Raw genomic sequence first — 17,472 nt, 5'->3', positions numbered from 1 at the left:
ATGACGTCGTGGGCTCCCGTGCCGCGTTTTTTCCGCTCGCCAGAGTACGGAGACGCCCTTTCACACGCTCTGATGGCCTGAGGCTGTGTCCGCACTTACTCGGCTTGCTCCGCTCGGCTTCTTGTGCTCCTCCTCCACCATTTTCACCGGGACGCTGCTGCGTCATGCGCATCGAGGCCCGTTCCCACCACTACAGGAGAAACCATGTCCACGTCCTCGTCGTCCTCTTCTTCCTCCGATCCGTCCCAGTCCTCCGACTCCTTGTCCTCCGTCCCATCGGAGGCCGAGGTCGTGGAGACTCAGGAGGTCACGGCTGAGAACGCCGCCGCGATTCTGGCAGCCGATGACGACATCGATGATCCCGACGCCAATGAGACGGATCAGTCGCATCGCGGCAAACCGTCACGGCGCACGCTACTCACGATTGGGGGACTCGCAGCCACTGCCGCGGTCGGTACCGGTGCGTACCTGACGATTCGGCGCACCAACCAGGGTGTCATCGGAGCCCACGAGGCACTCCCCCTGGTGATTGGCGGCGACATCTGCGCCGCACCACTGTACGCCGCGTACCACCGGGGTTTCTTCGACGACGCGGGACTGAAGGTCACGCTGGCGCGCACCCAGCAGACCGAGGACACCAAGGACGGCGTGGGCGCCGGTAAGTACATTGGCGCTCCGGGAATCTTCTTCTCCTGGCTGGAGCCGATCTACAACGGCCTCAACGCCAGGCTCACCGCGGGGCTACACGCCGGCTGCCTGCGCCTGGTGGTGCGCAAGGACTCTCCGTATCAGAAGCTGGCTGACCTGAAAGGCACCACCATCGGCGTGCCGTCACTGTCGTCATCCGCCTTCGCCTACTTCGCGATCGGGCTGTCCGAGGCCGGCATCAACGTCAAGCCGGACGGAGGCGACATCACGTGGCGCACAGTCGATGCGGACTCCTTGGGGACCGCACTGACTGACGGTCAGGTGGACGCCATCATGGGCTCCGACCCCGGACCACTGCTTCCCGTCTTCAACGGGACGGCCCGTGAGCTGGCCAACAACGACGCTGAGGAGTTCTGCTGCTCGGTAGCGCTCAACGGAGACTTCGTACGCCGACAGCCCAAGGAGGCGAAGGCTCTGACCGAGGCCTGGTTGAAGGGCTCGGCCTACGTACCGGGCCACATCGAGGAGATCGCGAAGATCGAGGTTGACAACGACTACGTCGCCGCCGACCAGGACGTCGTCGTCCGGGTGCTCAAGACATACGGGTTCAAGGCCTCGGCCTCCAGGTTCCGGGCCGCGATCGAGCCCGGCATCGAGAAGTTCAAGGGGACCGGCTTCATCGCATCCGACGTCTCCGCCCGGAAGCTGACCGACACCGTCGTCGCCGACCTCGGCATCAAGGACTGAGTGACGATGCCCACTGAAGTGACTCCCGCGACCGCATCGACCGCGTCCTCCAAGCCCGTCGACGATGGGCATCCACGACCGCCCTCCTCCACAGCCAGGCAGAGCGCACCAAGCGATCGCCGTTCCAGCGCAGGCGCGCTTGTGAGCACGACGGCGCTGTTGTTGTGGTCGGCCTACCTGGTCCTCCTCATCGCCCTGCCGGAAGCCGACCTTCTCCGCAAGGAGTCAACCACTCCAGTCGCAGTCCTTGCCGGGGCATGGCTGACCGCCCTGATCGCGTGGACACTCACCGCACGGGTCCGACCGGCCTCTTCGGCAGCGAGGTCTCTGACGCACTTCCTGCCCTGGATCAACGCCGCCGGCGCATGGTTCATCGTCTGGCAGCTGACAACATCCAAGCTCGGACTGCTCACGCCCCCGTACTTCGCCGCCCCAGAAGTACTCATTGCCTCCTTCCTCGGAGACTGGAGGCTGCTGCTCAGCTGCCTGGGTGCCTCGGCGCTGCTCTTCATCATCGGGTACACGGCCGGATCGGTGCTGGGGTTCTTCACCGGCCTGCTCATGGGCTGGTCGAGGCGCGCCGACTACTGGCTCCATCCGCTCCTTCAGACCATCGGCCCAGTTCCCGCGGCCTCTCTGCTTCCGCTGGCGCTGCTGCTGCTTCCGACGACGTACACCTCGGCAGCCTTCATCGTCGGCTTCGGCGCCTGGTTCCCCATGGCGACCATGACTCGGGCGGGAGTTCGCTCCGTGCGCCGCGACTACATCGACATGGCCCGCACGCTGGGAGCCGACGAGTTCTTCCTCATCAGACGAGTGGCCGTGCCCTCCGCGCTACCAGACATGCTCACCGGCCTGTTCACGGGACTGGGAACCTCGCTCGCCGCTCTCATGACCGCCGAGCTGACCGGCGTCGACAAGGGCCTGGCCTGGTACATCAACTGGGTCAAGGGCTGGGCGGACTACCCCCGGATGTACGTGGGCCTCATCATTCTGGTGACCTTCTGCCGCACGCTCATGGTCCTGCTGTTCAAGATCCGCTCCTCGCTGCTGGCATGGCAGCAGAACCTTGTGAGGTGGTGAACCGATGTCTGCTGATTCGTCGGCGGCTACTACCGCGCCGCAGGTCTCGACTCCGTCCGTCCCCCGCGGCGCACAGGTCGATCTCGCTGGTGTCTCCCACAGCTACCCGTTGTCCCATGACCTGGAGCACGGGTGGCTCCATCTGCTGCTGCGCCGGTTCTCCCCCGCTGCGAGGGCTCGCTACGAGGCTGAGGCTGCCAAGCCGGATCAGCTTGCCGTCCTCAATGACATCGACCTGACGGTGGCACCCGGGGAGTTCGTCTCACTCGTGGGGCCGTCCGGCTGCGGGAAGTCCACGATCCTGAGACTGCTGGCCGGATTGGAGCAGCCCGTCGAGGGCAGCGTCACCGTCGACTCCACGCAGGTGACCGGCCCCTCGCCTCTGCGCGCGCTCGCGTTCCAGGACGCCACGCTCCTGCCGTGGAGGACCGTGCGGGACAATGTCGCCCTGGGCCCTGAGGCAAGAGGCCGGGTGGAGCGCGACCGACGCCGGGTGGAGGCGGCCCTGCAGATCGTGGGGCTGCGGGACTTCGCCGATTCCTACCCCGCCACGCTTTCAGGCGGTATGGCTCAACGGGCCTCACTGGCCCGAGCCCTGGTCAACCGGCCCCGGCTCTTTCTCCTGGACGAGCCCCTGGGCAAGCTCGACGCCCTGACACGCCTCCAGCTCCAGGACGAGATCCTCAAGCTGTGGGAGTCCCAACGCTTCACCGCCGTCCTGGTCACCCACGACGTGGACGAGGCCCTGCGCCTGTCCAACCGAGTGGTCGTCCTGTCAGAGCGCCCCGCTCGCATCGTCGCCGACATCGAGGTGCCCGAGCACGACGAGTCGAGTGACGAGGTCCGCGAGCTGCGTCGGAAGATCCTCGGCCTGCTGGGGCGGTGAACGGGCCACGAGACCGACCTCACCTGTGATCCAGCCCGTGGAGCGCGGAGTTCCGCTGATTCTCCCGTAGCCTGGTCGCAGGAGCGATCCGTGCCCTGATGACCCCGTTCGGGTCCTGCCGCACCCGGTGTGCGGCACGAGTATCCCGTGAGTCTGTGCGTGTTAGCCCATGAGTCACCCGGCCAGTCCGGGTGCGGGGCGAGTGTGGTGGGCCAGGTACGGCAAAGAGCGGAGGACAAAAGGTCCTCCCCCACACTCCGCCGCGGTCCCCACCATCTTCATGGGGACAGATATGGGATAACTTCATGACTCACTCCAGCAGCACTGCGCCTGGCGCCTCCGACGCTCAGAGCCAGGACGGCAACGGCCCCCTCAGCCTCGATGCGCTCTTCTCCGCCGAGCTCTCCGGCGGCGAGCAGACCGGCCCGACCAAGAACGATGAGGAGAGCACTGTCGCCGCGCCGCACCACCGCGACGGCACCACCTCCTCCCCCGAGGACTTCGCCACTCCCGCCTCCTCTGATTCCCCTGAGGACCCGGAGGACGTCGACCACGAGGAGGAGGCGGACGACATCGACCGAGACCTCCCCGAGGCCGACCCGGAGGACGGGATCGACGACTCCGATGAGGACGACGGCGTCGACATTGATGAGGACGAGGTTGACGGCCACACCCCCTTCATCGACACCGATGCCGACTCCGACAGCCACCAGCGCGATGTCGAGCGCGCCGCCTCGCCGCGCGACCGGGACAAGAGCGAGGTGAGGACCGCTCACGAGGATGAGGAGATCACCTTCGCCGACCTGGGTCTTCCCGGTGACCTGCTCAAGGCCGTCACCGACATGGGCTTCGTGACCCCCACCGCCATCCAGAAGGAGGCGATCCCGGTTCTGCTGGCCGGCCGCGACGTCGTCGGCGTCGCCCAGACCGGAACCGGCAAGACGGCGGCCTTCGGGCTTCCGCTGCTCGACGCCGTCGACTCGCGTGACAACGTCGTTCAGGCGCTCGTTCTGGCCCCCACCCGCGAGCTCGCGCTCCAGAGCGCCGAGGCCATTACCGACATGGCCGCCCGCTCCCGCGGACTGGAGGTGGTGGCCGTCTACGGTGGCGCCCCCTACGGCCCCCAGATCGGCGCGCTCAAGGGCGGCGCCCAGGTCGTCGTCGGCACTCCCGGCCGCGTCATCGACCTCATTGACAAGGGCGCGCTCCAGCTCGACGACGTGCGCTACTTCGTCCTGGACGAGGCCGACGAGATGCTGCGGATGGGCTTCGCCGAGGACGTGGAGACGATTGCGGAGTCTCTTCCCGCCGATCGGCGCACCGCCCTGTTCTCCGCGACGATGCCGCCGGCCATCCAGGCCGTGGCGCGCCAGCACCTTCACGAGCCCGTTCAGGTCGAGGTCTCCAGGCCGGCCTCCACTGTCGCCACCGTCCACCAGACCTACGCGGTGGTTCCCTTCCGTCACAAGATCGGCGCCGTCTCCCGGGTCCTGGCCGTCACCGACGCTGAGGCCGCCATCGTCTTCGTACGGACCAAGTCCACGGCCGAGGACGTCGCCATCGAGCTGGCGGGCCGGGGCATCCAGGCCGCCGCGATCTCCGGTGACGTGCCTCAGCGTGAGCGCGAGCGCCTGGTGGAGCGGCTGCGCGCCGGCACCCTCGACGTGCTGGTGGCCACGGACGTCGCCGCCCGAGGCCTGGACGTGGACCGCATCGGCCTGGTGGTCAACTTCGACGTGCCCCGCGAGGCCGAGGCCTACGTGCACCGTATCGGTCGCACGGGCCGCGCCGGCCGCCACGGCGAGGCCGTCACCTTCCTGACCCCCAAGGAGAAGGGCAAGCTCCGCCAGATCGAGCGCCTCACCGGAAGCCGTCTGGAGGAGATCACCCTGCCCTCCCCCGCGGACGTCTCCGAGCACCGCGCCCGCAAGCTCCTGTCCAAGGCAGCCGCCCGCCACGAGCGCGGCCGTCTGGACATGTACCTGCCGCTGGTCGCCGACTCCGCCCAGGAGCTGGACATCGACGTCGAGGAACTGGCGGCCACGCTGCTGGCCCTGGCCGTGGGAGACGAGGGACCGCGCAGGCGCGAGGACCGGGGCGGTGAGCGCCCGCAGCGCGCCCGCCGGGAGGAGAACCTGGACTCCGAGGGGACCTTCCTGTCGGCCTCCTTCGAAGGCGGCCGGGAGAAGGGCCGTCGCGCAGAGCGAGGAGACCGCGGCGAGGGACGCCGCTCGGCCACGCGTTCCGGGCGCCGCGAGCACGAGGGCCCCGGGACCGTCTACCGCGTGGAGGTCGGGCACCGCGACCGGGTCCTGCCCGGAGCGATCGTGGGCGCGCTGGCCAACGAGGGCGGTATCGAGGGCTCCGACATCGGCAAGATCGACATCCTCCAGTCCTTCTCCCTGGTCACGATCTACGCCGACCTCAGCCCTGAGCAGCTGAGCGTCATGGGGCGGGCGACCTTTGCCGGCCGCGAGCTGCGAATCCGTCCCGACGAGGGTCCGGGGCACGGCTGGTCCGGCCCCAACGGCGCCGAGCGGCGTCCTAAGCGGCGTGACTGGGAGGACCGCAAGGACCGTGGCGACCGCAGCGACCGCAGCGACCGCGGCGAGCGGTCAGAACGCGGTTTCCGTCCCCGCCGTGAGGACGGCGAGCGCGGTTGGAAGGACCGTGATGGGCGCGGCGGCAGGGGCGGCTACGACCGCTCGGAGCGCGGGGAGCGCCGTGACAACCGTCGGTGGGATGAGCGCCGTGGCGATCGGGACGGCTTCCGTGGCCGGCGCGAGGACCGGGGTGGCCGCGGCTACGACCGCGACGGGCACCGGGGCGAGCGCCGTGGCTACGGCGAGCGCAACCAGAACCGCTTCGGCGGCCACCGGGGCGGCTTCCGTGGAGGGCGCGGCGAGCGCTGAGTCCCGAGGACTCCTCTGATGCGGTTGGGGGCGGCAACATGTGTTGCCGCCCCCACTACTCTTCCCCTACTCCGCCATCTGGTCGTCGCATGGGTGGGTGCTCAGGCCCTGCGCACCCGCACGGTCCCCATCTGGGTACGGGCCCGCAGCTCGAGGCGTCGTTCGAGGGCATCGGGGCGCTCCTGGCGGGGCAGGTCGGTGGCGACTCGACCGAAGTCGGAGTGGCAGTCGGCCAGGACCGCGGTTCCCTCGGGCACTCCCACCGACACGGTTCCCATCTCGCTGGACAGATCCAAGGATCCTTCACGGGCCTCGACGATCTTGACCGAGCCGGCCTCCGTGTGGGCAGACACCGTGCCGGAGGTCGAGCGGATGCGCACAGAACCGGCTTGGGCCCGCACGCTCCCCTCATGCAGGGCGCCGATGACGATGGAGCCGGCGTCGGCGTGCACCTGCGCACTCATGCAGTCGCCCAGCCGGATCGATCCTGCCGAGGTCCGGATCTGCACGTGCTCCCAGGAGTGCTCAGCGCTGATCGATCCGGCATCGAGGCGGGCATCCAGGTGCGTGCCGTGCGGCACCGTGACCCGAACTCGAGATGTCTGCGGGCCCCACGGCCAGATGCCAGCGAATCGTTCACGTCCCACGAGAGCGATCTGGCGGATGCTCACCTTGGCCCCGTCGGCGGTGACGTCCAGGAGGGGGTTCAGGCTCTCATCGGCCTCGACGGTGATCGCGCTTCCCGTCCCAGGCGCAGTCACCACGCTCAGGGTAGACAGATCCAGGACGAGGCTCGGCTGAACGTCGTCGGGAAGGTCGAAGGTCCAGATCGGCATGGGTGGTCTCCTCAGGTTCCAGGTATCTGCGCGGACCGCCACGATGTGGTCATCCAGCGGGTGAGTCATTGGGATCAGGTGAGATCAGTGGCACGACGGCGCGCTGGTACGGGGTCAGCCGAACCAGCCGGTGAGCGTCGCCCCCGAGCTCCGGTGCTGCGCCGGTCCGGCACGCCAGTCGGTGGGGCGTCCGCCGTCGGAGCCACTCGCAGAGCGATCAGACCCCGCCCAGTCATTCCCGGTGCTCGGTGGGCGCTGGGAGCCCGACGCGGACGACTGTTCAGACAGCGCACCTCGAGCCGCTTCCACGAGCCAGGCGTTGACCGAACGTCCCTGCACCCGGGCGGCGGCATCAATCTGCTGCTTGAGTGACTCGGGCAGGCGTAGCGTTGTGCGAACCTCCGGGCCCTCCTCCACCTCAGGTACTGCGTGCACCGGAGTCTCGGCATGGCGGTCCGGGCCCGTCACGTGGTCCTGCTCCCGCTCATCAGACCGATCAGCCTGGGTCACCAGAAGGTGGGGTGTCGCACCGTCCATCACAACGGCGACATGAGCTCCGTCGAGCTCGCCGTTGAGCTCATCTGCGGTATCCGTGAGCATCTGCAGGGCGACGAGGCGCAGCGCCGGATCGAGTGCAGCTGCCAGGGAGCGGGCCACGTCCTGGGTCCGGTCGTCACCCAGGGACGAGGTCTCCACGAGGGTACGACGCAGGGTCTCGGTGTAGGCATCCACATGCATGACACCATGCTGACACCACTAGCCACCCCAGCCAAGAGAATTTGATGTCAAGTTGATGTCAAATCGGAACATGATGGTGTCACATTAGGCGATTCGCTCCAGGATCCGCGCGAGCTCCACCCATCCATGTGTTTCGGCCCTGAGCGGCTCGATGAGCTCGGCGTTCACGACCTCGTCGGTGGCCCGGCGCAAGCGCTCGACGATCCGCCTGCGGTGACGCCTGGCCTGAAGGCCGGCCAGGAACGTCCCCAGACCCGCCAGGACCAGTCCGATCAGCAGGCCTCCGAGCAGGAGGACGGTGGGCCAGGGGACTGCCCCCCAGCGCGGAACGTCGATGCTGATGAGCAGGAGGTAGTCCTCCAGCACGTGGATGGCCACCAGCCACAACCCGCCGATGAGCGCAGCCAGTGCGGTCACCCACTGCAGTACGTTCGCAGCTTTCCACCAGACCGGGCGCTTCCACGTCCCGTAGTCCACCTGGGCCACAGCCAGTTCCAGAGGCTCGGCAAGCCTCTCGGCGCGCTCGTCGCTGCGCAGAACGGCCTGAGCGGCCAGGTCACCGGGCAGGGCGGAGCAGGCCGCCACGGCGTAGACGTGAGCACTGCTGCGCAGCCTGCCCGTTGCGGCAGGTCCTGCGGGGGGCAGGGAGGTCAGGTCGATGACGCCGGAGCCCGTGGCGCCGTCGGATCGTTCCGCGTCTGCGGACCTCGGGGCCGGCGGACGCCCGGTCCCCAGGTGAAGGGCTCGAAGCGGATCGCGTCTGAGGTGTCCGATCCACCGCAGCCAGAACCAGCCGACTCGGGTGCGGGCCCGGTGACGGTCCGATCCTTCAACCGCCTGTGAGACGACGTCGACCCCGGCGAGGCTCGCGGCCGCCTGCCGCAGGGCAGTGAGGGAATGACGTACCTGCGGCTCCTGCTGAGCGGCCGGGCCCGGTGTTGGCGCACCACGGCCGGATGGAGCGATGAGCCCCGTGCGCTCGCCCAGCTCACTGGCTGCGCGCCGGGCGTGGGCGGCCAGGCTTCGCGCACTGGCCAGCCTGTTCGAGGCGACCGAGGCCACGGTGCGTGCCAAGGTCTCTACGCCCTGTCCGGTGCGGGCGCTGACGGCAATCACTGAGACGGCTCCAAGACCTTCTCGGTCCAGGATCCTTCTGAGGTCGGCGAGCACTGCGTCCCGGCTCTCGGGGTCGAGCCGATCCACCTGGTTGAGGGCGACCACCATGACCTCGGCGTGCGCCGCCATAGGGATGAGGAAGTCGCGATGAACGACGCCATCGGCGTACTTCTCCGGATCGAGGACCCACACCAGGACGTCGACCTTGCCCGCCATGCGCTCGGCGATGGCCCGGTGCGCGGGTTCGTCGGAGTCGATGTCGGGCAGATCGACCAGCACCGTCGTCTCGCCCAGGGCCCAGCCGCCGTCGACGCGCACTCTGTGGTTGATGGAGAGCCAGTCCAGCAGCTCAGTGGCCTCAGCGGCCGTGTCCGGGACGACGGCGAGGGGCTGGGTCGTCGTCGGGCGGGTGCGGGCGGTTCGGGACACCTCGGAGCCGGCCATGGCGTTGGTGAGACTGGACTTGCCCGACCCGGTCGCCCCGAGAAGGGCCGCCACCGTGGTCTGCGGCGCCAGACGCCGTCGGTGGGAGGCCTGCGTGAGGACGTCCCGGGCCTGGGTGAGCTCTTCGCGCAGACCGAGCTGCTCGCCCAGGTCGACCGCCCTGGCCAGGTCCTCAAGAACCTGAGGCAGGTCGAACGCCTCGGAGCGGTCGGTGGTCACCTGACCCTCCTCCCGGCCGTACGGCGACCGCGGGCAGCCGGCAGGACGCGCAAGGACGTGGCCGCCTCCTGGCAGGCCCGAAGCTGTTCTCGCAGCGTGTCCGCGCTCGGAGTGGGCAGCGGAAGAGCGTCGGTGAAGCACTTCGCCTGGTTGGCGAACAGAGCCGTGGCACGCTCGCTGAGGTCCTCCCGGGCCCGCTTGGTCATGCCACGCATTGCCTGGTCCCCGAAAACGGCCTCCAGGACACGCTGAGCCAGGATGGCGGTACCTCCCGCGATCCCCACCTCTCCCCCGGTCAGTCCACCGGTGTGAGCGAAGACGAGAATCATGAGAACGACTCCGGCGCCGTTGACCCCCAGGGACAGCAGGCGGGCGGTGAGCCGTTTGTCGGACCCCTCGGATCGAACGAGCGTGAGAACCTGACGCTGCCAGTCGTGGACGAGGGCCGCGGCGACAACCTCCAGGCCGGTCTGACTGGGCACCTCCGCCAGAGCCCGGTTGAGCGCCTGCTGGGAGGTTCCGGCCCGTCTCCAGGAGCGTTCCGTGGCCAGGCAGGCCCGTTGGGACTCGGCGACCAGGAGCTCAACCAAGGAGGAGCCGATCGCCTGCTCGACGCGCTTGGCCGGCGCCGGACGTCCCCGCAGAAGCGACGTGACGCGGTCGCGGACCCGCCCCACCTGCACCTCCAAGGACCGGAACAGGTCTCCGGTGCCCACGAACTCCTGCCAGCGGGCCAGCACCTCGCCATGCAGCATGGAGCCGTCCTCGGTGGCCTCGATGACGCGCTCGAGAGCGTCATCGTGCTCGGAGGTGGCTGCTCGCCGCAGCTCGGCGTGCTCGGCCTCCTGGGAGGCCAGCTCGACGGCGAGCAGCTCGCTCTGCGCCAGGAGGGAACCAATGGCGCCGGTCAGGCTGCGGTGCGCGATGTCCTGGCGAGCAGCCGCGTCGGAGGCCAGCGCCCCCAACCACTGGCGCAGCGGCGAGACGCAGGACTCGGGCAGGAAGCCGTCATCGTCCAGAGCGGTCTCGGGAATCGTGAAGACGGGTGCCTCGGCCAGGTGCGCCTGCGCGAGCCGGCGCCGTAGGTCTGCCTCCACCTCGCTCTGCGCGCCCTGCGGTACGCGGTCCAGGACGATGGCGGCCGTGATGTGCCGCTCGGCCGCGGCCCGCAGGTGCTCCCAGGGGACGGCGTCGGCGTAGCGCGCCGCCGTGGTGACGAAGATCCACAGGTCCGCCCCTGCCAGGAGCGTGGCAGCCAGGTCCCGGTTGTCCTCGACCACGGAGTCGACATCGGGTGCGTCCACGATCGCCAGTCCCTCGGGCAACCCCTCACAGGCCCGCAGCTCGAGCTCTCTGGGCGTGTGGTCGGTGGCCGGGCTCGCCGGTGCGTCGGCGTCCACGCGCATGCGCGACAGAGACCCCAGGACCCGGTCGGTGTCGAACCAGGCGGCGTCGGTCGGTGCGTGCAGCAGCAGGGGGCGGCGCGTGGTGGGGCGGATCGCCGAGGCCCTGGCCACGTGCCGGCGAACGAGCGAGGACACGAGGGTCGACTTGCCGGCCCCGGTCGAGCCGCCCACCACGGCCAGCAGCGGTGCGTCCAGGCTGGCCAGGCGGGGAAGGACGTAGTCACCGAGCTGGTCGCGGATGAGCGTGGCCTTGTCCGAGGCGGCGGCGGTTCCCTGAAGGACATAGGGCATGGACAGGGCCGTCAGGCTGTCCCGGAGGGCGGACAGCGCCATAGTCGCCTGCTGGACGTGGTGCGTGCTGCTGGACTCGCTCCGGCTCGTGGTCATGAGGCTGAGTCGACCTCGCAGCCGTCCTGGCCATCGGCCGGGGAGCAATCCGCAGCCGGGCTGACGGTGATCCGGGGGGCGGCATCCTCGGCGGGCGGCTGCCAGGTGGCGGCGTCGGCCTCGACCTGCTCGCCGGAGCGGATGTCCTTGACCGAGTCGGGGGCCCCCTCAGAACCGGGGAACCACACGAAGGGAATGGAACGCTTGTCCGCGGCCTTGATCTGCTTACCGAACTTGGCGGCGCTGGGGGCCACGTCGGCGCTGATGCCGCGGGCGCGCAGCGCATCGGCGACGGCGTCAGAGGCGCAGCGGTGGGCCTCGTCGGTGACGGCCACGAGCACCGTCGTGGGCACGGCTCGACTGACCTGCACCAGGCCCTCGCCGATGACGCGGGCCAGGAGCCGGGACAGGCCGATGGAGATGCCCACACCGGGGAAGGTGCGCTTGCCGTTGGTGGCCAGGGAGTCGTAGCGGCCCCCGGAGCACACTGAGCCCAGATCCTCGTGGCCGGCCATGAAGGACTCGTAGACCGTGCCGGTGTAGTAGTCCAGTCCGCGAGCGATCTTGAGGTCGGCGATGACGGCGCCGGGGCGGCGCCGTCCGGTGGCCTCGAGCAGGGCGGTCAGCTCGGCCAGGCCCTCGATGAGGAGCTCGGTGGGCTCGGCGCCGGCCAGCGCCCGCAGGACCTGATCGGAGACGTCCTGACCATCGGTGCCGGTGATGGTGGCGAGCCTGAGGGCCTGTGCCGCCTGCTGCGCGCTGGTGCCGACGCTCTGAGTGAGCTCGGCGGCCACCTTCTCGGGGCCGATCTTGTCGAGCTTGTCGACCACGCGCAGGACCTCGATGAGCCGGTCCGTGTCAATGCCGATCGACTGGTAGAAGCCCTGGGCGACCTTGCGGTTGGAGACGTGGATGGTGACCGCGGGCACCGGCAGGGCGCTGAGCGCCTCGTGCATGATGAGGGGGACCTCGACGTCGTGGTGGAGCGGCAGGGCGCCGTCACCGACGATGTCGATGTCGGCCTGGATGAACTCGCGGAAGCGTCCCTCCTGGGGCCGTTCCCCGCGCCAGACCTTCTGGATCTGGTAGCGCTTGAACGGGAAGGTCAGCAGCCCGGCATTGTCCACGACGTAGCGGGCGAAGGGGACGGTCAGGTCGAAGTGGAGCCCCAGCTGCTTGCGCGGATCCGTCTCGGACTCGGCGTCGGCGGGATCGGCCTGAAGGCGGCTGAGCAGGTAGACCTCCTTGGAGGTCTCCCCCTTCTTCGTCAGCTCGCTCAGCGGCTCGACGGCGCGGGTCTGGATGCCGCTGAAGCCGTGGAGCTCGAAGGTGCGGCGCAGGATGTCGACGAAGTGCTGCTCGACGATGTGGCCCGCGGGGAGCCACTCGGGGAAGCCGGACAGTGAGGAGAGAGCTTGTCGTACCTGTGCCATGGTCCGCATTGTGTCATGACGAGCAGTGAGCCTGCGCGTCGCCGTCGGGCCCTGGCGCCATCAGGCCTTGAGGTCTCCCCCACGGATCTTGGCCTCAGCGAGGTAGGGGTTGCCGTGGTGCTCGTGCTCCATGGTGGTGACTGCACCGTGCCCGGGCAGCAGGATGGTGGCCGGGTCGACGGCGTTGGCCAGGAAGCGCAGGGTGGCGAGCATCTGCACCTGGTCCCCGCCGGGCAGATCGGTGCGTCCCACGGAGCCCTTGAAGATGACGTCGCCGTCGAGGGCCATGAGGTAGGTGTGCTCCTCGTCGGCGACGGCAGGGTCGTCATCGATGACCTCGGCCTCGTAGAGCAGGGCGTTGTCGGCCAGGCGGGCCTCGAAGAAGAACAGCGTGGAGCCCTCCGAGTGGCCCGGGGCGGGGACCGCGCGCAGCGCTATACCGGGGGCCAGCTCGATGGCCTGGGAGAAGCCGTCTCCCGGGAAGAGACGGATGTCGGCGGGCTGCTTCCACTCGCTGCCGGCCATGTCGGTGAAGGTCATGCCGTTGGCGCTGATACCGGTGGTGATGTCGGGCTCCTCGAGCCGGTAGCGGTCGCGCTCGGGGATGTAGACCGGCACGTCGACGGCGTCGTCACTGGTGAGCAGGCCCTCGGCGTGGGCGGCTTCGATGAGCGCCTGGCTGTCCCACACGTGGTCGGCGTGACCGTGGGTGAGCAGGATGGCGCTCAGGGTGAGCCGATGGGAGCGAAGCAGGGCCAGGGCGCCGCGGGCGGCACCGGCTCCGGGGTCGACGACGAGGGCGGGTTCGCCCGGACCTGCGGCCAGGACGTAGCAGTTGGCGGCGAACACGGGTGCGATGGTGCGCTCCAAGATCATGCCCCCACCCTACTTGGGTCGTCTGGGAACAGTGACGATACGGATAAAAGAACTGCTCCGGTCCGCATGACCCGGCTGGCTCACCGAAGGTGGAGCCGCCGCCCCCACCAGTGCTCAATGAGCCAGCGGTCGTGGCTGGCGACGATGAGCGTGCCCGTCCATGTCCTCAGAGCGGCCTCGAGCATCTCGAGGGCGTCCAGGTCCAGGTAGTTCGTGGGCTCGTCGACGACAAGCACCTCAGGCCCAGCAGCAGCGGCCAGGGCCAGCTGAACGCGGCGCTGGTTACCGTCGGAGAGCTCGCTGACGGGACGGTTCCACAGGCGCGGGTGCAGTGCGCCCCGGCCGCTGTCCCCAATCCCCTCGGTCCACACGCTCTCATCCATCCCAGGGTCGCCGAGTTTCGGCAGGTGCTGGGGTATCCGGAGCACTGAACCAGATACCGTGAGGCTGCCGACGGAGTCCTCCGTGGGTGCTGACCGTCTCCCCATCCAGGCCAGAAGCGTGGACTTGCCGCTCCCATTGGCACCGGTGACCAGCAGGTGCTCGCCTGCCATGACATCGACCGTGACCGGTGCAAGGCGCCCGGGTACGGCAGCTGACCGGGCCGAGACCGCCATCCCTGTTCGCGGCGCCGGTTCACTCAGGCCCAGCTGCAGGTCGTAGGAGCGGGGCCTGCGCACCTCGGTACTGGCGAGCGCCTCCAGCCGGCGGTCGTCCTGCGTCTGGCGCCGGGTGGAGACCCGCTGGGCGCGGTCGGCGTAGAACTTCCGGGCTATGCGAGCCTCGGTCCGGGGCGCTGCCCCGCTGTGCCCAACGATCTCGGAGTCGCGACGGTGACGCACGAGCTTGCGCCGCTGCTCCTGCTGACGCTGGTGAAGACTGCGGTGGGACGACCTGGCGTGCGCCTTCTCCACGAGGTAGTCGCTGTATCGCCCCGCACACCGGTAGGCACCCATGGGGCCGCTGTCCCCGGAGGCGGTGGCGAGTGCCTGCCACGGCGCTGTGTCCAGGTCGACGACGGCGGTGGCCACCTCGTCAATGAAGGCACGATCGTGAGAGGAGAACAGGACCGGTCCGGGCCATGACACCATCATCTCGCTCAGGTAGCTACTGCTACCGGCATCCAGGTGGTTGGTGGGCTCGTCGAGCACCAGCGCCTGACCGGCTGAAAGAAGCAGAGCCGCGATCTCCAGCCTCCCCCGTTGGCCCGGCGACAGAGAGGAGACAAGGCGACCTGTATCCACGCGTCCCAGTCCCAGCCCGGCGAGCGCCTCAGCCCGTCGAGCCGGCAGGTTCCAGGCGTCGAGCGACTCGAGCCGGGTCAGTAACACGTCGTAATCCTCGGCGAGGGAGCCGGTTTCAGCTCCGGCATGGGCGATGGCCTCGCCCATGCGCTCGAAACGATCAAGCGCGTCCAGAGTCTCAGCGCAGACGGCGTCGAGATAGCCCTCGATCGACGTGGCGGTCGCCTCCTCCAAGTCGGCCGCCTGCGGGCCAGGCTGCTCGGGAATGCTGACAGTCCCCTGGTCAGGCGACAGCTCGCCAGTGGCCAGGCGCAGGAGCGCGGACTTCCCCGATCCGTTGGGGCCGACGACGCAGACGCGTTCGTCGTCGGAGACCGTGAGGTTGATGCTCTCCAGCAAGGGGGCGGCGGTGTAGGAGAAGCTGACATGGGAGAAACTGATCGCAGGCATGACTCGTCCTTGGCATGAGGCGGTGGGGGGCACAGGGGCGAGTCACGCGAGCATGGTCACATGCTAACAGCGCCAGCCGTCGACGAGGTGGGGCAACCGACACCGGCCCGCTCGTGAGGGGCACCGGCGCTCAACGAATCAACTGAAATCAGTGGGACGAAGGATGGTGAATGGAGCCAGCGGGAACGTAGACTTTCGACACTGCCGTCCTCCGACGGCACCTCACCACCACCCGGCTTGAGAGCCGGGCGCGAACGGAACGGAGCGGTCACGCCGCTCCCTCCCCGTCAACCATGAAGGAGCATCCCGTGACTGAGCGGAACCAGCCCGACAACCGGTCTGACAACCAGCCCGAGGCTGAGCAGACCATCCAGCCGACCGACCTGAACGAGTCGGCAGCGCCCAGCCCGACGGAGCAGGCACCAACGGCCGACGCCTCCCCCGCCGATCCCGCGGCCGAGGCCGTTGCGTCAACGCAGACCAGCACCCCGCAGACACATGCCGACGTCGAGTCCTCCAAGGAGCCCGAGCCCGGCGAGCCCGCGGAACCCGTCGAGCAGTCCACAGCGGCGTCCTCTGACGAGCCGGCGTCTCCCGCCTCCGAGGAGCCTGCCCAGACCGAGCAGCCGACCGAGAAGGTTCAGGCCACCGAGACCACCTCCGAGGACGCCACGCCGACCCCGGCCGAGGTTCCCGCCCCGGCAGCGGCGCCTGCGGCACCTGCCGAGCCGGCCGTCGACCCGCAGGAGGCCATGGACGCCGCCAAGTGGGGACGCGTGGACGGTGAGGGCCGGGTCTACGTCCAGGACGGTGGCGCCGAGCGCGAGGTCGGCCAGTTCCCCGATGCCCCGATCGCCGAGGCCATGGCCTTCTACGTGCGCCGCTACCTGGACCTCAAGGCGACCATCGACCTGTTCGCCACCCGCCTGCCCCAGCTCAGCGTCCGAGAGATCGACTCGACCCTGTCCTCGATCTCCGAGTCCCTCACCGAGCCGGCCGCCGTGGGCGACCTGGAGGGACTGCGGGCCCGTTTCGCCGCGCTCAAGACCGTGGCCGCCGAGCGACGCGAGGCCGTCTCCGCCGAGCGCGCGGCCGCCAAGGAGCAGGCTCTCAAGGAGCGCACGGCGATCGTCGAGCGCGCTGAGGCCATCGCCGAGCAGGACCCGGCCCGCACGCAGTGGAAGAACTCCGGCGCCGAGCTGCGTGAGCTGCTCGAGTCCTGGAAGGCCGCACAGCGGCGCGGGCCGCGCCTGGACCGTCCCACCGAGGACGGGCTGTGGAAGCGCTTCTCCCACGCGCGCACCACCTTCGACCGTCACCGCCGCCAGTTCTTCAGCGAGCTGGACGCCAAGCAGGCGCAGGTGCGGGCCGCCAAGGAAGCGCTCATCAAGCGCGCCGAGGAGATGCAGACCTCCACCGACTGGGCCGGCACCTCCGCGAAGTACCGTGACCTGCTGGCCGAGTGGAAGAAGGCCGGACGCGCCTCCCGCAAGGAGGACGACGCCCTGTGGGCCCGTTTCCGGGCCGCCCAGCAGGTCTTCTACGACGCCCGCCGTGCCAAGGACGAGGCCGTCGACGCCGAGTTCGCCGAGAACCTCAAGGTCAAGGAGGCGCTGGTGGCCAAGGCCGAGGCGCTCCTGCCCATCAAGGACATCAAGGCCGCCAAGAAGGCCCTGCGCCCCATTCAGGACGCCTGGGAGGAGGCCGGGCGGGTCCCGCGCGGCGCCGTGCGTCGCATTGAGGGCCGCATGCGCGCCGTCGAGGACGCGATCCGTGAGGCCGAGAACGCCGAGTGGCGCCGCACCGATCCGGAGACCAAGGCCCGCGCCGAGGGCCTGGCCGGTCAGCTCCAGGACGCGATCGCCGGTCTGGAGAAGGACCTGGCAGCCGCCCAGGCCGCCGGTGACGCCAAGAAGATCGCCGAGGCCGAGGCCGCGCTGACGGCTCGCCGGGCATGGCTCGAGCAGGTGCTGCGCTCAGCCAAGGCCTGAGCCGAGCACCTTCCGCTCAGTTCTGAGACTGAAGGAACACCTGAGGCGGGGCCGAT

Annotated in this window: 12 protein-coding genes; 5 read left to right on the top strand and 7 right to left on the bottom strand. The window is 69.3% G+C overall.

The genetic code is table 11. From position 1 onward, the window contains the following. The first annotated feature begins 204 nt into the window (after window positions 1-204). The 4 genes from AB7V09_RS02385 (at window position 205) to AB7V09_RS02370 (ending at window position 6,276) form a co-directional block, all read left to right on the top strand. Complete coding sequence (locus tag AB7V09_RS02385; RefSeq protein ID WP_009406218.1) at window positions 205-1,395, top strand: ABC transporter substrate-binding protein; 1,191 nt, start codon at window positions 205-207, stop codon at window positions 1,393-1,395. A 6-nt stretch (window positions 1,396-1,401) separates the two neighbouring features. Further along, complete coding sequence (locus AB7V09_RS02380) at window positions 1,402-2,478, top strand: ABC transporter permease (protein ID WP_009747434.1); 1,077 nt, start codon at window positions 1,402-1,404, stop codon at window positions 2,476-2,478. A gap of 4 nt (window positions 2,479-2,482) precedes the next feature. Further along, window positions 2,483-3,364 carry an ABC transporter ATP-binding protein gene (locus AB7V09_RS02375; protein ID WP_009405974.1) on the top strand — a complete coding sequence of 294 codons (882 nt, stop codon included), beginning with the start codon at window positions 2,483-2,485 and terminating at the stop codon, window positions 3,362-3,364. Window positions 3,365-3,669: 305 nt separating this feature from the next. Beyond that, entirely contained in the window at window positions 3,670-6,276 is a 2,607-nt protein-coding gene (locus tag AB7V09_RS02370; protein ID WP_419142820.1) for a DEAD/DEAH box helicase, read from the top strand. A 101-nt stretch (window positions 6,277-6,377) separates the two neighbouring features. Here the strand turns inward: AB7V09_RS02370 and AB7V09_RS02365 are convergent, their stop codons facing one another. From AB7V09_RS02365 to AB7V09_RS02335, 7 genes are all read right to left on the bottom strand, one after another. Then, window positions 6,378-7,112: a DUF4097 family beta strand repeat-containing protein gene (locus AB7V09_RS02365; protein ID WP_419142819.1), complete on the bottom strand. Its 735-nt coding sequence runs from the start codon at window positions 7,110-7,112 to the stop codon at window positions 6,378-6,380. A gap of 114 nt (window positions 7,113-7,226) precedes the next feature. After that, complete coding sequence (locus AB7V09_RS02360) at window positions 7,227-7,850, bottom strand: CopG family transcriptional regulator (protein ID WP_419142818.1); 624 nt, start codon at window positions 7,848-7,850, stop codon at window positions 7,227-7,229. 84 nt (window positions 7,851-7,934) lie between these two features. Next, window positions 7,935-9,629 carry a GTPase gene (locus AB7V09_RS02355; protein ID WP_419142817.1) on the bottom strand — a complete coding sequence of 565 codons (1,695 nt, stop codon included), beginning with the start codon at window positions 9,627-9,629 and terminating at the stop codon, window positions 7,935-7,937. Continuing rightward, window positions 9,626-11,422, bottom strand: a complete 1,797-nt coding sequence (locus AB7V09_RS02350) for a dynamin family protein (RefSeq protein ID WP_314919276.1) — start codon at window positions 11,420-11,422, stop codon at window positions 9,626-9,628. Before AB7V09_RS02350 ends, AB7V09_RS02355 begins: the two co-directional genes overlap by 4 nt. Then, complete coding sequence (gene hisS, locus AB7V09_RS02345) at window positions 11,419-12,864, bottom strand: histidine--tRNA ligase (protein WP_419142816.1); 1,446 nt, start codon at window positions 12,862-12,864, stop codon at window positions 11,419-11,421. The genes AB7V09_RS02350 and hisS overlap by 4 nt, the downstream gene beginning before the upstream one ends. 51 nt (window positions 12,865-12,915) lie before the next feature. Continuing rightward, the gene (locus tag AB7V09_RS02340) at window positions 12,916-13,731 is read right to left on the bottom strand and encodes an MBL fold metallo-hydrolase (protein ID WP_314132091.1); all 816 of its coding nucleotides are present in this window, start codon (window positions 13,729-13,731) and stop codon (window positions 12,916-12,918) included. 80 nt (window positions 13,732-13,811) lie between these two features. Continuing rightward, window positions 13,812-15,425: an ABC-F family ATP-binding cassette domain-containing protein gene (locus AB7V09_RS02335; RefSeq protein WP_419142815.1), complete on the bottom strand. Its 1,614-nt coding sequence runs from the start codon at window positions 15,423-15,425 to the stop codon at window positions 13,812-13,814. A 293-nt stretch (window positions 15,426-15,718) separates the two neighbouring features. Between AB7V09_RS02335 and AB7V09_RS02330 the strand changes: the two genes are divergently transcribed. After that, window positions 15,719-17,416 carry a DUF349 domain-containing protein gene (locus tag AB7V09_RS02330; protein WP_419142814.1) on the top strand — a complete coding sequence of 566 codons (1,698 nt, stop codon included), beginning with the start codon at window positions 15,719-15,721 and terminating at the stop codon, window positions 17,414-17,416. Window positions 17,417-17,472: the final 56 nt, after the last annotated feature.

The organism is Actinomyces sp. SKVG-SVH-4(1) (genome assembly GCF_048514265.1).
Lineage (GTDB): Bacteria > Actinomycetota > Actinomycetes > Actinomycetales > Actinomycetaceae > Actinomyces > Actinomyces oris.
The sequence above is the reverse complement of the archived record's forward strand: the minus strand, read 5'-3'. Positions and strand labels throughout refer to the sequence as shown.

Excerpts from the sequence above, each read along its gene's own strand:
- AB7V09_RS02365 (WP_419142819.1), bottom strand. The coding sequence starts at position 7,112 with ATGCCGATCTGGACCTTCGACCTTCCCGACGACGTTCAGCCGAGCCTC.
- AB7V09_RS02380 (WP_009747434.1), top strand. The coding sequence starts at position 1,402 with ATGCCCACTGAAGTGACTCCCGCGACCGCATCGACCGCGTCCTCCAAG.
- hisS (WP_419142816.1), bottom strand. The coding sequence starts at position 12,864 with ATGCGGACCATGGCACAGGTACGACAAGCTCTCTCCTCACTGTCCGGC.
- AB7V09_RS02375 (WP_009405974.1), top strand. The coding sequence starts at position 2,483 with ATGTCTGCTGATTCGTCGGCGGCTACTACCGCGCCGCAGGTCTCGACT.
- AB7V09_RS02350 (WP_314919276.1), bottom strand. The coding sequence starts at position 11,422 with ATGACCACGAGCCGGAGCGAGTCCAGCAGCACGCACCACGTCCAGCAG.
- AB7V09_RS02385 (WP_009406218.1), top strand. The coding sequence starts at position 205 with ATGTCCACGTCCTCGTCGTCCTCTTCTTCCTCCGATCCGTCCCAGTCC.
- AB7V09_RS02335 (WP_419142815.1), bottom strand. The coding sequence starts at position 15,425 with ATGCCTGCGATCAGTTTCTCCCATGTCAGCTTCTCCTACACCGCCGCC.
- AB7V09_RS02360 (WP_419142818.1), bottom strand. The coding sequence starts at position 7,850 with ATGCATGTGGATGCCTACACCGAGACCCTGCGTCGTACCCTCGTGGAG.
- AB7V09_RS02370 (WP_419142820.1), top strand. The coding sequence starts at position 3,670 with ATGACTCACTCCAGCAGCACTGCGCCTGGCGCCTCCGACGCTCAGAGC.
- AB7V09_RS02340 (WP_314132091.1), bottom strand. The coding sequence starts at position 13,731 with ATGATCTTGGAGCGCACCATCGCACCCGTGTTCGCCGCCAACTGCTAC.
- AB7V09_RS02330 (WP_419142814.1), top strand. The coding sequence starts at position 15,719 with ATGAAGGAGCATCCCGTGACTGAGCGGAACCAGCCCGACAACCGGTCT.